General features: G+C 73.3%; 12 protein-coding genes. 10 read left to right on the top strand and 2 right to left on the bottom strand.

The genetic code is table 11. The features are described 5' to 3' along the window. The 4 genes from ACI8AK_RS03410 (at window position 1) to ACI8AK_RS03425 (ending at window position 4398) form a co-directional block, all read left to right on the top strand. A complete protein-coding gene (locus ACI8AK_RS03410) occupies window positions 1-1653 on the top strand; it encodes an HD domain-containing phosphohydrolase (RefSeq protein ID WP_387990947.1) in 1653 nt (550 codons plus the stop codon). Beyond that, a complete protein-coding gene (locus ACI8AK_RS03415; protein ID WP_456955105.1) occupies window positions 1626-2459 on the top strand; it encodes an alpha/beta fold hydrolase in 834 nt (277 codons plus the stop codon). Before ACI8AK_RS03410 ends, ACI8AK_RS03415 begins: the two co-directional genes overlap by 28 nt. A gap of 132 nt (window positions 2460-2591) precedes the next feature. Next, a complete protein-coding gene (locus ACI8AK_RS03420; RefSeq protein WP_456903250.1) occupies window positions 2592-3095 on the top strand; it encodes a cupin domain-containing protein in 504 nt (167 codons plus the stop codon). Between the two features lie 49 nt (window positions 3096-3144). Next, window positions 3145-4398: an NAD(P)/FAD-dependent oxidoreductase gene (locus ACI8AK_RS03425; protein WP_456955106.1), complete on the top strand. Its 1254-nt coding sequence runs from the start codon at window positions 3145-3147 to the stop codon at window positions 4396-4398. A gap of 31 nt (window positions 4399-4429) precedes the next feature. On the opposite strand, the gene dapB is transcribed toward ACI8AK_RS03425, so the two are convergent. Continuing rightward, window positions 4430-5233 (bottom strand): 4-hydroxy-tetrahydrodipicolinate reductase, encoded by an 804-nt coding sequence (gene dapB / locus ACI8AK_RS03430; protein ID WP_387990956.1) that lies wholly within the window; start codon window positions 5231-5233, stop codon window positions 4430-4432. A 183-nt stretch (window positions 5234-5416) separates the two neighbouring features. Here dapB and ACI8AK_RS03435 point away from each other — a divergent pair, with 183 nt between their 5' ends. Genes ACI8AK_RS03435 through ACI8AK_RS03450 form a run of 4 tightly spaced genes read left to right on the top strand, consistent with a single transcriptional unit; the run spans window position 5417 to window position 9802 of the window. Further along, the gene (locus tag ACI8AK_RS03435) at window positions 5417-5794 is read left to right on the top strand and encodes a PEP-utilizing enzyme (RefSeq protein WP_456903248.1); all 378 of its coding nucleotides are present in this window, start codon (window positions 5417-5419) and stop codon (window positions 5792-5794) included. After that, window positions 5791-6993, top strand: a complete 1203-nt coding sequence (locus ACI8AK_RS03440; RefSeq protein ID WP_387990962.1) for a hypothetical protein — start codon at window positions 5791-5793, stop codon at window positions 6991-6993. Before ACI8AK_RS03435 ends, ACI8AK_RS03440 begins: the two co-directional genes overlap by 4 nt. Continuing rightward, on the top strand, window positions 6990-8642 hold the full coding sequence (locus tag ACI8AK_RS03445) for a PEP-utilizing enzyme (RefSeq protein ID WP_456955107.1): 1653 nt from the start codon (window positions 6990-6992) through the stop codon (window positions 8640-8642). The genes ACI8AK_RS03440 and ACI8AK_RS03445 overlap by 4 nt, the downstream gene beginning before the upstream one ends. Before the next feature lie 14 nt (window positions 8643-8656). Then, a complete protein-coding gene (locus ACI8AK_RS03450) occupies window positions 8657-9802 on the top strand; it encodes a hypothetical protein (RefSeq protein WP_387990968.1) in 1146 nt (381 codons plus the stop codon). Between the two features lie 104 nt (window positions 9803-9906). Here ACI8AK_RS03450 and ACI8AK_RS03455 read toward each other — a convergent pair whose 3' ends face one another. Continuing rightward, window positions 9907-10713 (bottom strand): response regulator transcription factor, encoded by an 807-nt coding sequence (locus tag ACI8AK_RS03455; RefSeq protein ID WP_456955108.1) that lies wholly within the window; start codon window positions 10711-10713, stop codon window positions 9907-9909. A 142-nt stretch (window positions 10714-10855) separates the two neighbouring features. On the opposite strand from ACI8AK_RS03455, the gene ACI8AK_RS03460 reads away from it, so the two are divergent. Further along, on the top strand, window positions 10856-11575 hold the full coding sequence (locus ACI8AK_RS03460; protein ID WP_387990974.1) for a PEP-utilizing enzyme: 720 nt from the start codon (window positions 10856-10858) through the stop codon (window positions 11573-11575). Window positions 11576-11580: 5 nt separating this feature from the next. Further along, window positions 11581-13164, top strand: a complete 1584-nt coding sequence (locus ACI8AK_RS03465) for a hypothetical protein (protein WP_456955109.1) — start codon at window positions 11581-11583, stop codon at window positions 13162-13164. Window positions 13165-13218 lie beyond the last annotated feature (54 nt).

Here is a 13218-nt window from a genome sequence, read left to right on the forward strand (position 1 = left end):
GTGCCGAGCGGTGGAGTGCCCGACGGCGACGGGCTCCGGCTGACCGAGCTCGTCGCGTCGATCTCGCTGGCCACCGACCTGGTGACGGGCCAGCCGATGGAGCACGCCCTGCGGACCTGCCGGCTGGCGGTGACCGTCGCCCGCTCCCTCGGACTGGACGCCGGCACGGTCGCCGACGTCCACTTCGTCGCCCTGCTGCGGTTCCTCGGCTGCACCGCCGACGCGCCGGAGATGGCGCGGCTCGCGGGCGGGGACAACCTCGGGTTCATGGCCGCGATGGCTCCGGTGGCCACGGGCTCGGCCAGGGAGGAGGTCCGGACGCTGGTGCGCAGCGCCGGGCGGGGTCTCTCGCCGCCCCGCCGGGCCGGCCTGCTGGCCGAGGCGCTGGCCTCCGCCCGCGCCGAGGTGTCGCACTGCGAGGTCGGCGCCCGCCTGGCGGCCCGCCTCGGCCTGGGACCCGGGGTGGTGGAGGCGCTGGCGCACGCCTACGAGCGGTGGGACGGCCGTGGCCTGCCGAACGGGCTGTCGGGCGCCGAGATCCCGGTCCCGGTCCGGGTGGTCGTGGTCGCGCGTGACGCCGTCCTGTGGCACCGGGCGGCCGGGCCGGACGCGGCGACGGACGTCCTGACCCGCCGCCGCGGCCGGGCCTACGACCCGGCCGCCGTGGACGCCGTCCTCGCCGTCGGGATCCCCGCGCCGGACGAGCCGGCGGTGTGGGAGGAGGTGCTGGCCGGCGAGCCCGAACCGGTGCGCCGCGTCGGGTCCGCCGGGCTGGACCGGGCGATGGCCGCGGTCGGGGACTTCACCGACCTGCGGTCGACGTGGACACGGGGGCGCTCGTCGCGGCTCGCCGCGACGGCGCGGGCCGCCGGGCGGGCCTGCGGGCTGTCCGGTCCGGAGCTCGCCACCCTGACCCGTGCCGCGTCGGTCGCCGACGTCGGCGCCGTCGGTGTCCCGAGCGGGATCTGGCAGCGCCCCGGACCACTGGGCCCGGCCGAGGTCGAGCGGGTGCGCCTGCACCCCTACCTCTCCGAACGCGTCCTGGGCAGGTGCGCGCAGCTGCGGCCGGTCGCCGCCCTCGCCGGCGCCCACCACGAGCGGCTCGACGGGTCCGGCTACCACCGGGGCAGCGCTGCCGCGCAGCTCCCCGGCCCGGCGCGCCTGCTCGCCGCCGCCGACGTCTGGACGGCGTTGCGCGAGGACCGGCCGCACCGCCCGGCGTCCACCTCTGCCGCGGTCCGTGACGTGCTGTGGCGCGAGGCGGCCGAGGGTCGCCTCGACCGGACGGCGGTCGAGGCGGTCCTGACGGTCGAGGGACAGGCCGCCGGCCGCCCGCGAGGCGCCCGCCCGGCGGGTCTGTCCGAACGGGAGGTGGAGGTGCTCCGGCTCATCGCCCACGGGTGCTCCAACCGGGAGGTGGCCCGCCGGCTGGGGATCTCGGCGAAGACCGTGGGCCACCACGTCGAGCACGTCTACGCCAAGATCGGCGTCACCACGCGCCCGGCCGCGGCCCTGTTCGCCATGGAGCACGACCTGCTCGGGGGATGGGGCGATCACCCGATGCCGTCCCGCCGGCCCCGCTCCCACCCTCGGTCCACCGATCCGACCGGTGGGAGGGGATCACCATGGACGTCCGGACGGAGAGCCGGCTGACGACCACGTCCCGGGACGGCACCCGTATCGCGTACTGGCGCACGGGGCAGGGACCGGCGCTGGTCCTGGTACACGGCGCCACCGCCGACCACACCCGCTGGGAGACGGTGCTCCCGCTGCTCGAGCCGCACGTCACCGTGTACGCGATGGACCGGCGGGGCCGAGGCGGGAGCGGGGACGCCGCCGGGTACCGGATCGAGGAGGAGGGCGCCGACGTGGCCGCCGTCGTCGAGGCGGTGGCCACCGCCACCGGGGGCCCGGTCGACGTGCTCGGCCACTCCTACGGCGGCCTGTGCCTGCTCGAGGCGCTGACACGGACCCGCCGGATCCGCCGCGCGGTCCTCTACGAGGCGGGAGCCGGGGTGCCCACTCCGCCCGGGCTCACCGACGAGCTGGCCGCGTCGCTGGCCGCGGACCGGCGCGAGGAGGTCGTGACCCGCCTGCTCACCGTGGCCGCGGGGGTCTCGGCCGGCCAGCTCGCCCGCATGCGGCTGCTGCCGTCCTGGCCGAACCGGGTGGCCGCGGCGCACACCGTCGTCCGCGAGGTGCGCGCCCACGACGCCTACCGCCTCCGGCCGGAGCGGTTCGCCGCCCTCTCCGTGCCCACGCTGCTGCTGCTCGGCTCGGACAGCCCGCCGCCGGAGGCGGAGTCGACGGCGACGGTGGCGGCGGCGCTGCCGGGAGCACGCATCGTGTCGCTGGCGGGCCAGGGGCACGTCGCGATGCTCACCGCGCCGGACCTGTTCGCGAGCGCGGTCCTGGCCTTCGTGTCCGGTGGGCCGGAGGCCGACGCCCGGCGACGGTGACCGCTCGCGGCGGTCGGGACCGACACGGTCCCATGTGCCCTCGTCGACGGGACCTTCGGCCGCGGCGGCGTCGCGGGGACTCCACGAGCCTGTCCACCACTCGCACCTGCCGTCACAGGGAGGTGATGACCGATGACCGTCCTGACGCTCCCGGACGGCACCGACGGGTACGTGCTGCACCCTGGCGCCGGCGAGGCACTGGACTCCTGGTTCGGCGGGGCCCGTCTCACGATCAAGGCGACCGCCGCGCAGACGCAGGGGAGGTACGCCGCCGTGGAGTTCTGGGGTCCGCGGGGCTTCGGGTCGCCGGTGCACGTGCACGGCCACGACGACGAGTTCTTCGTGGTGCTCGAGGGCGAGGTGCGGTTCCGTCTCGGTGACGAGGTGACCGACGCCGGGCCGCGGTCCGTCGTCTACGGCCCACGCGGGGTCGCCCACGCGTTCACGATGAGCTCCGACGAGGCGCGAGTGCTCCTGTTCTTCGGTCCGGCCGGGGTGGAGGGGTTCTTCCGGGACGCCTCGGCGTTCGCGGCGACGCTGCCTCCAGGCGAGCCGCCGGACCCGCAGACGCTCGGAGAGATCGGCGCGCGGTACGGGCAGCGGTTCGTCGGACCGCCGCTGCCGCCGCGGGGCTGACCCCGCGGCCCCGTGTCCGCCATCCCCTCGACCGTCCGGCTGGTGCGACGTGCACGAGAACCAGTACGACGTCGTCGTCGGAGCCCGGTGTGCGGGCTCCGCCACCGCCCTGCTGCTGGCCCGCCAGGGCCACCGGGTCCTGGTCGTCGACCGGGCCACCTTCCCCAGTGACACGGTCTCCACCCACCTGGTCCACCCCCCGGGGGTGGCGGCGCTCCAGCGCTGGGGCCTCCTCGACCGGGTCGTCGCCTCGGGGTGTCCGGCGATCGACACCTACGCGTTCGACTTCGGGCACTTCACCCTCGCCGGCGCGCCGGGCACCCCGGAGAGCCCGGTCGCGTACGCCCCGCGGCGGACGGTGCTGGACGAGCTGCTGGTCGAGGCGGCGGCCGAGGCGGGCGCCGAGGTCCGGCAGGGCTTCCCGGTCGACGAGCTGCTCGTCGAGGACGGCGCGGTCGTCGGGGTCCGCGGCCACGGCCGGGACGAGCGCCGCCCGGTCGACGAGCGCGCGCGGGTGGTCGTCGGCGCGGACGGTCTGCACTCGCTCGTGGCCCGGGTCGTCCGCCCGGAGCAGTACCGGGAGCACCCGCCGCTGCTGTGCGGCTACTACGCCTACTGGAGCGGCCTGCCGATGCACGGCCGCTGGGAGGCCTACGACCGTCCGGAGCGGGCCTTCGCCGCGTGGGCCACGAACGACGACCTGACGCTGGTCATCGCCGGATGGCCGTACCGGGAGTTCCAGGCCAGGAAGCAGGACCTCGAGGGGGCGTACCTGCAGACCCTCGGCCTGGCTCCGTCGTTCGCCGAGCGGCTCCGTGCAGCCACCCGCGAGACCCGCCTCGTCGGTGCGGTCGTGCCGAACTACCTCCGCAAGCCCCACGGGCCCGGCTGGGTCCTGGTGGGCGACGCCGGCTACAACAAGGACTTCGTCACGGCGCAGGGCATCCAGGACGCCTTCCTGGACGCGGAGCTGTGCGCCACCGCGCTGCACGAGACCCTCACCGGCGGGCGTCCGTTCGACGCCGCCCTGGGCGAGTACCACTCCCGCCGGGACGCACGCGTCCTGCCGATGTACGAGTTCACCCTGCAGTTCGCGTCCCTGGAGCCGGCCCCGCCCGAGCTCCAGCGGTTGCTCGCCGCCGCTGCCGGCAACCGGGAGGCGATGGACCGGTTCGCGCGGGTCAACGCCGGGGTCGAGTCACCTGCCGAGTTCTTCGCGCCGGACAACGTCGCCCGCATCCTGGCCGCGGCCGAGCCGCCACCGGGTCCCCGCACACCGGACGGCCCGGTCGCGGTCGGTTGACCCTGCACCGGCCGGGCCGAGCCCGGTCCGGTCAGGGCTGGTCGAACAGCAGGGAGTCGAGGCCGCGGCGGACGCCCGGCGCCTCGGCCACCCGCCGGACGGCCAGCAGGGTGCCGGCGACGTAGGGGTCCGGGGACTCGCCGGCGTCGTGTCGGATGACCAGTCGCTCCCCGGTGCCGCCGAAGACGACCTCGGTGCTGACCACGAAGCTCGGCAGCCGGACGGAGTGGACGCGGCTGCCGGCCACCTCCGCGCCCCGCGCCTCGACCGGGCCGTGCAGCTCCGGCAGCGGGACGGCGGAGGCCGGCGTGCGGACCGCACCGAGGGCCTCGGCGAGCTGGCGGGCGGTGCCGCTGGGCACGTCGGGCTTGCCGGCGCTCGCGTAGTCGACGATCTCCCAGCGGTCGATGAGCCCGGCGGCCAGTGTGGCGGCCCGCTGCAGGACCGCTGCCTGGACGGAGAAGTTGCCCGCGGCGATCACCCCGACGCCCCGGTCACGGGCGAGCCGGTCCAGCCGGGTGTAGTCGTCGTCGGTCAGCCCGCTGGAGCCGACGACCGCGTGCACACCGGCCTGCACGGCGGTCCACACGTTCTCCTCGACGGCGGTGGCGCTGGTGTAGTCGACCAGCACGTCGACCTCGGCCGAGTGGAGCGCGTCGGCGACGGATCCGAAGACCCTGCCCTCGCTGCGCGACGCCGTCACCTCCGACAGCGCCCGGCCGGCCGCGGAGCGGGACACCCCCGCGGTGAGGACCAGGTCGTCGGCGGCGTCGACGGCGGCCAGGATCGGCGGCGCGGTCCAGCCGGTCACGCCGGCGAAGCAGACCCGGATCACGGACCGACCCTAGGGTCGGCGCCCCCGTCAGCGCTGCGACGACCCAGCGGGTGCCCTGACGGGGGAGTGTCCCCCTAAGTGCACTGGGTCGGGTGTGACGCCGCTCATACCGTCCGGGCTGGCCGTGGCAGAACGCGGCGTGGCCCATCGATCGCCCCGGCGTCGGGGCGGGACGGAGCACTCATGAGCGGCAATCCACGTGAGGTGGCGACCGGCACCAACCTCTTCGTCGCCGGCACGGTGACGGGCACCGCGCGGTGGTTCAACGACACGTCCGACGTCCTGTCCATCGACGACGACGACCTCGAGGACACCGTCGCCTTCGTCAACAAGGGCGGCATGACCTTCCTGTCGCCGATCCTGCCCGACCTCAAGGGCATCGTGTGCACGGCCGGCAGCCGCGAGTCGCACCTGGCCATCCTGTCGCGGGAGTCCGACGTGCCGTGCGTGCTCGCCGCGCAGCTGACAGGGGCCGTGTCCGACGGGGACACGGTGGTCCTCGACCTCACCGACGGTGAGACGGCCCGGATCTCGGTGACGGGCGCGGCGGTGACGGCATGACCCTCTCGCTGGAGACGCCGGCCGACCTGACGGCCCTGTACACCGACGCCGCGTACGAGCCGTCCCTGGCGGAGTGGAACTGGCTGGTGCAGAAGGCCGGTGCCGCCTACAGGTCCGAGCTCGCGGCCCGCACCGTCTTCGAGTCCGAGCTGTTCGGCATGAACACCTACATCCTCATGTCGATGATGGAGGACTACCTCCAGGTCCCCGACCGGCTCCGGACGATCCTGCGGCACGCCACGCCGTCCGAACTGGTCAGCCGTGACCTGCCGATCGGCACCAAGCGCAGCTTCATCAACCTGGCCGCGATGCCGCTGCACTACCTCACCGGCCGTGAGCTGTTCGTCGACCTGGGGGAGAACGGCCTCGCGGACGGGCTGGAGGACCAGCTGACGGTCCTGCGCTTCTGGCGGGAGGCGACGATCGCCGCCCGCACGGACGGCGTGCTGTTCAACATGGACGCCGAACCGGCCAACAGCTCCCACGTCGTCCCCCGGTCGCTGCTCGACGAGATCCGCGGGCAACTGCTCCCCGCCGACGAGGGCCTGAAGGGGACGATCCGCAAGTTCGGCGCCCGGCTGACCGCCTACGCGTTCCTGGAGAACTGCGACGCGCGCACCGCCGTCTGCGACACCGGCCCGTACGTGCTCGAGGACGGCTCCTTCCTCGCCCTCCGCGAGACGTGCACCGACCGGGACGGCGACTTCCCGTGGGTCGACGGCATCCGGGAGACCCTCCCGTACCACCACTTCGTCATCGCGCACCGGCTGCCCGGCTCGGTCCGGATGGACAACAACGTCTGGGGCACCGCCTGGTTCAGCCCCAGCGACCACCAGTCCGCCCTGATCGAGACGCAGGTCTTCTGCACCGACGACGGCACCCTGCGCCCGCTGGGCGCCGACGAGGTCGAGGCGGCGACCAAGGCCATCCGGAGCGCCCACCGGGCCCTCTACCAGCGCCTGGCCGAGACCGACCCGGAGGAGCGCAACCTCTACGCGACGCAGATGTACGCGTGGAAGCTCAAGCCCTGGGCCCGCCTGGCCGGCTGCTTCGACGAGATCGACTGGACCGTCACCCCGCGCATCGCGGAGTCCTACGCCCGCTTCAGCGACCCCGACCTGGCCCTGCGGCTCATCGGCGGCGTCTTCGTCCCGCAGGACCGGGACGGCTGTTTCCGCCCCCTCGGACAGGAGCGATGACCATGTCCCAGATCGGCAAGGGGATCCCCTCCTACCGCTTCCCCCCGGTCACGGGCCGGGCCCGCTGGTTCCGCTCGCCGTCCGACGTGATCGAGGCGATCGACTCCGACCTCGAGGCGACGATCGCGCTCGTGGAGTCCGGCGGCACGACGTTCCTCTCGCCCATCCTCGGGCGGCTCGGCGGCATCGTCGCCCGCGACGGCACGCTGCGCTCCCACCTCGCCATCGTGTCCCGGGAGTTCGAGGTCCCCTGCCTCGTGGGCACCGAGCTGGTCGAGGTCCCCGACGACGGCGCCGAGCTCACCCTGCAGGTCCAGGACGGCGACCTCGGTCTCGTGTCGCTGTCCTCGGCGGGGGCCCCGGCGGCGACCGCCGCGCCGCCGGCACGGGAGGACGTGTCCGAGCGGTGGTGGGCCTACGTCCGCCGGGTCGGCGACGACATCGGCGTCAAGGACTTCGACGTCGACGTCTCCCCGGCCGACCTCGACGCCCTGATCGCCGAGCCGCTGACCGACGAGCGGCTCGACGACCTGGTCCAGCACATGGGCCGTGCGTTCAAGCCGGAGATGACGCGGCGCTCGTCGTTCACCTCCGAGCTGTTCCCGATGCTGCCGTACATGTCGCTGTCGGTGATCGACGACTTCCACACCTACGCGCAGCGGGTCGCCGTCATCGACGCGGCGATGCCGGCGGAGGAGATCGGCCGGCGGCTGCGGACGGCGCCCGGGCAGGTCAGCCCGCTGTGGATCTGGATGGCCGGCTACCACTACCTGTGCGGCCGGGAGTGCCTGATCCGCATGGGGAGGCTCCGCCCGGACGAGCGGACCGAGGAGGTCCGCACGGTCGTCGACTTCTGGCGCCGGCTCACCCTGGCCCACCGCGGCGACGGCACCCTGGACAACAAGGACGCCGGCTTCACCAACCGCTACCTCCCGGCGGAGGCCGTCACCTCGCTGAGCGCCGCGACGCAGCGGCTGGACGCCGACGCGGCCAAGGCGCTCAAGCGGCTCAACGCGACCGTCGCCGGCTACTCGTTCCTCTACTTCACCGACTCCCGGGTCGGCATCTACGACTCCGGCCCGTACGTGCAGCCCGACGGCCGGCACACCATCGTCCGCGACTACCTGTCCCTGGGACCGAGCACGTTCGACTACCCGTGGGCCCGGGAGCTGCGGCCGCCCTTCACGGGCCTGACGCTGGTGCTCACCTACGACCCGGCGGCGTTCTCCAGCTTCGAGATCAACGACTGGGGGACCACGTTCACCGAACCCGACCAGCTGCTCGGCGCCGTCACCGACGCCGCCGTCGTCGGGCACACCGCCGACGGGCAGCAGCGGGTCCTCGACCCGGGGGAGTGGGCGCAGCTCACCGCCGACCTGAGCCGGTCGCACCTGGCCGTCTACCAGCAGTTCGCCGACATGGACCGCGAGCAGCGGATCTTCTCCGCGACCCGGATGTACACCTCCGGGCTGCGGCCGTTCGCCGACGTCGCCGGCGTGACCGACCGGGTCGACTGGTCCTTCTCGCCGGACACGCTGGCGCTCTACCCCGACCCCTTCGACGACGACGACGAGGCCGCCGCGATCTTCGGGACCGCGCTGGTGGCCAACGACATGCCGGGCGCCTTCTCGCCGACCCGCACGGCCTGACCAGGAGGACATCGATGCGCCAGTCGATGCAGCGGCTCGTCCCCGCGGACGAGCTGCTCTGCCACCAGACACCCGAGACGTTCGCGACGATCAGCCAGGCCGACGTCTCCTGGACCGAGAAGCTGTGGGCGTCGCTGTTCGCCCGGGACGGCTCGCTGCAGGTCGACGTCGGTCTGGGCAAGTACCACAACCGGAACGTCATCGACATGTTCGCGGGCATCTCCCGCGGCACGGAGCAGCTGACCGTCCGGGCCAGCCGGCAGCTGGACAGCGACCCGGAGCGGGTCGGTGTCGGCCCGCTGGACTACGAGGTGCTCGAACCGCTGAGGAAGGTCCGGTGGGTGCTGCGCGAGAACCACGTGCTGCCGATCCGGTTCGACCTCACCGTCACCGGGGTGCTGCCGCCCTTCCTGGAGTCCAAGGACTCGCAGCGCGAGCCGTCCGGCTTCCGGATCTGCTCCGACCTGCTCCGCTACCACCAGCCCTCGACGGTCAGCGGCCGGATCTGGGTCGACGGGGAGCAGATCGACGTCCACGACGAGGAGTGGTTCGGCTTCCGCGACCACTCCTGGGGCGTGCGGATGGACGTCGGCGAGCCCCCGGCGGACGTCTACCGGCCCGACCGGCTCGCCGGGGACTTCATCCTCACCTGGAGCCCGATGTGGCTGCAGCGGCCCGACGGCAGCAGCTACGAGATCCACCACTACCACCAGTGGGTCAACGGGCGGACGACGTACTTCTCCGGGTTCGAGAACCTGCCCGACGGCACCCAGCGGCCGCTGCACGCCCTCCAGGACGAGCTCAAGTTCGACCCGGTGAACCGGCGCCTGCTCGGCGGCAAGATGGTGTTCGACGCCGGCTGGGGCCAGACCCGCACCATCGAGGTGGAGGCGGCCAGCCACACCGGGTTCCACCTCGGCACGGGGCTGTACTTCGGGTTCAAGGGTCACCGCCACGGCCAGTGGCTGGGGCCCACGCACGTCGACGGGGAACGCTTCGCCGACGTGTCCGACCCCGAGACCGCGCGCACCGTCCACCAGCTGCGCGACTGCGTCATCCGCGTCCGTGAGGGCGACGCGGAGGGCTACGGGATCTTCGAGTCCATGGTCATCGGCGAGCACCCCCGCTACGGCCTGACCCGGGAGTCGTCCTTCCTCTAGTGGGAGGACCACCCTCCCCCCGCCTCGCAGGCGCAGGCGGAGGGACCCTGGAGGGTGGCCGTTCGGGTACGGCTCGAGGGCCGCCCGCCTCGTGCGGGCGGCCCTCAGCCGTGCGCGCGGGCGAGGAGCGCCAGCTCCATGCGGGACTGGCAGCCGGTGGCGGCCAGGATCCGGCTGACGTACTTCTTCACGCTGTCCTCGGCCAGCGACAGGGTCTCGGCGATCTCGGCGTTCGACAGCCCGTCGGCGACCAGCTGCACGACCTGCTGCTGCCGCTCGGACAGGCCGGCGAGCGCGGCGTGCCGCCGGGACACCGGCAGGCGCCGGGTGACCGCGGACAGCTGCCCGGAGAGCAGGCGGAGCGTCGCCAGCTCGTGGGGGCCCAGCCGGTCGGGCGCCGAGTCGAACATCCCCACCAGCGCCGTGTGGCCGCCGGGCAGCTCGAGGCGCATCGCCGCGGCGGTCTCCATGCGCCAGGTGGTGTGCAGGAAGTGGCGGACGTAGGCGTCGGCCGACGCCGGCAGGCTGCCCATAGCCCGCAGCTCCGCCAGCGAGGAGACGCCGGTGGTGACCAGCTGCCGCATGGCCGCGGGCGTGCCGAACAGGTCGTAGCGCGACCACCGGTCGTGGTACTCCGGCAGCATCCGCACGGTCAGGCCCTCGGTCAGCGGGGTCAGGTCGCCGAAGGTGCTGTGGAACGTCGCGCCGGCGAAGAACGACACGTGCCGCAGCCCGAAGGTGCTGCCCAGCGACTCCACCAGCTCCTCGCGGAGGTCCGGGAGGGACGGCGCGACGGCGCAGCTCTCCAGGACGTCGAAGGCGCGCTCGTAGTCGACCTGGCGCAGCACGGCCCGCGCCGGGGTCCGGCGTCGCGGCGGCGCGGCAATGTCCCCCAACGTGGACTGGGTCACATTCCCGACGCTACCTAGCTTTCGTCCAGGTGAACAGCAGCGCAGCCCACCGCCCGGTGCGGCCCGCCGCGCCACCTCCGGCGACACGGCGGGCTCCCCGTCCGGCGCCGGCCCGCTCATCGACGAGCACAGAGAGGTGACGATGTCCGAACCCGCGGTGTCGCCCCCGAAGTGGGGCACGACCGAGATGCTGCCCCTGCCCGCACGCTTCAACTCCGCCGTCCGCGAGCTGGCCGCGGCGCGCTTCGCGGCCACCGGCGCGGCGTGGAAGGACGTGGTCTTCGACCGCCAGTACGACCTGTTCTCGCTGACCGACGCGCAGGCGATCGAGCAGGAGGCGCTCGACTCGGGCTACCGCTTCGACTTCTCGGCGACGGTCTCCCTGGAGTCGGAGCCGGAGAAGTACAAGCGCCCCGAGCGCGCCGCCGCCGGCTTCGCCGAGGGCTCGGCGGGCGCCGACGGGCGACGCCAGGTCGGGGTGGGGGACAACGTCATCCGCAAGTCCGCGAACGTGACCGGCCCGGTCGCCCTGGTCTCGACCATCGAGCAGGTCATGGAGTACCTGGCCGACGGCGTCCCGGACGGCACGATCGCGGTCATCGACGACTCGGGCGGCACCCTGACCGCGCCGATCATCGAGCACTTCACCGGCGTCATCTGCCTCGGCGGCACCGTCCGCTCGCACCTCGGCATCCTCGCCCGCGAGTACGACGTGCCCACGCTCATGAACTGCCGGATCGACACCTTGGAGGACGGCGACGTCGTCGAGATCGAGGTGACCGCGGCCCCGCCGGCGGCCGACGCCTACGAGACCGGCGACACCGGTCACGCCCGGATCTGGATCGTCGAGAGCGAGGCCTGAGGACCATGACCGCCAGCCCCCTGACCGGCACAGCCCGCAACCCGAAGCTGACCTACCCGTCGCTGCTGTCGACCAACAACTACATCCGTCAGCTCAGCGACACCACGTACTGGCTGTGCATCACGCGCACGGTCCAGGAGTCGAAGCTCTTCCCGATGAACCCGTACATGCTGCTGAGCTACCTCAACAGCTTCTACCGGTGGCCGACCCTGCTGCGCGAGATCGACGCGGCGACCCCGGCCGAGGAACTGGGCGACCGCGCCCGCGAGGTCAGCCTCAAGGTCAACACGGTCAACGCCGCCTGGGGACTGCCGGCGTTCTACCTCATCGGCCGCGAGATGCTGATGAACTGGGGCCTGCTCGGCCCCGCCGACGCGGTCGACGACGTCGTCGACGTGCTCGACTTCTCCCGCCGGTTCAACCTCGCCTACCACCGCAACGACGGGCACCTCACCAACAAGGAGTTCGGCGACCGCAGCCAGCTCCTGCCCGAGCGCACCCTGCAGGTCTTCGAGTCCGACCTGCACGGCGTGACCCCGGGGGACCGGCTGCACACGGCGGCGACCAAGCTGGTCGCGCAGTTGTCGCAGTACGCGTTCCTGGCGCACTGCGAGTGCCGGATCGGGCTGCACAACAGCGGCCCGTACGCCTTCGGGGACAACCGCCAGCTCATCGTGCGCGACTTCTTCGAGCTGACCGAGGGCGACTACCCGTGGCTGGACGGCATCGCCACCCGGCTGCCGGTCGCCAACCTGACGATCCCCATCGTCTTCAAGGACACCAACTTCCACCTCATGGACGACTGGGCCTCGTTCGAGGCCGAGCCGGCCTACGACGCGGCGAACATCGTCGCCGTCGGCATGTACACCTCCGACGCGCTCACCGACGGCTACGTGCCGGTCGGCATGGAGAACGCCGAGCAGCTGGCCGAGACGATGGAGCAGTACCGGGAGATCCTCAACGAGGCGACCGCCGACCTCTGGAAGCGGATCGCCACCTGGACGCGCGAGCAGATGATCGACGCCGGCGCGCTGGTGTACTCCTCGGTGGCCAAGGACTTCGCCCACCTCGCCGGCACCTACCGGCAGGACGACTGGCTCTCCCTCGACGACCGCGTGCAGCGCTTCAAGCCGCTGATGAACGACGAGTACGGCCGCGACGACCTCGCCGAGATGGTGGGCCTGATCGGCTTCCCGCACCAGAAGACGAACGAGTACTCGATGGCCCGGTACTCGGGTGCCAACCAGAACATGCTGACCGGCATCCCGTACTCGGTGCTCGTCGACGACGACTTCGCCCCGACGGCGGGGGACCGGCTGTCCGGCTCCAGCAGCCTCGACGCCAAGACCGGCCTCTGGACGACGTCCGCCGGCCGCCTCGACGTCGACGAGTACAACCGCCGGGCCCGGGACTTCCGGCCGGCCGTGCTGGCCGAGCCGTACCGCTACCTCGACGAGGAGTGGGTCAAGCGGCACTGGCGGACCGAGCGGGCCGACGAGCTGTACCGGCTGGCCCAGCGGGGGTCGCGGAACCTCGAGGGCCGCGGCGCCGGCCTGCGCCGCGCCGACCTGCCCGGCTCCGCCGGCTGACCCACCCCCGCCTCCCGGCCGGCCGCGGGCCCGCACCCGCGGCCGGCCGGGGAG

The sequence above is a fragment of the Geodermatophilus sp. SYSU D00867 genome (genome assembly GCF_054050315.1).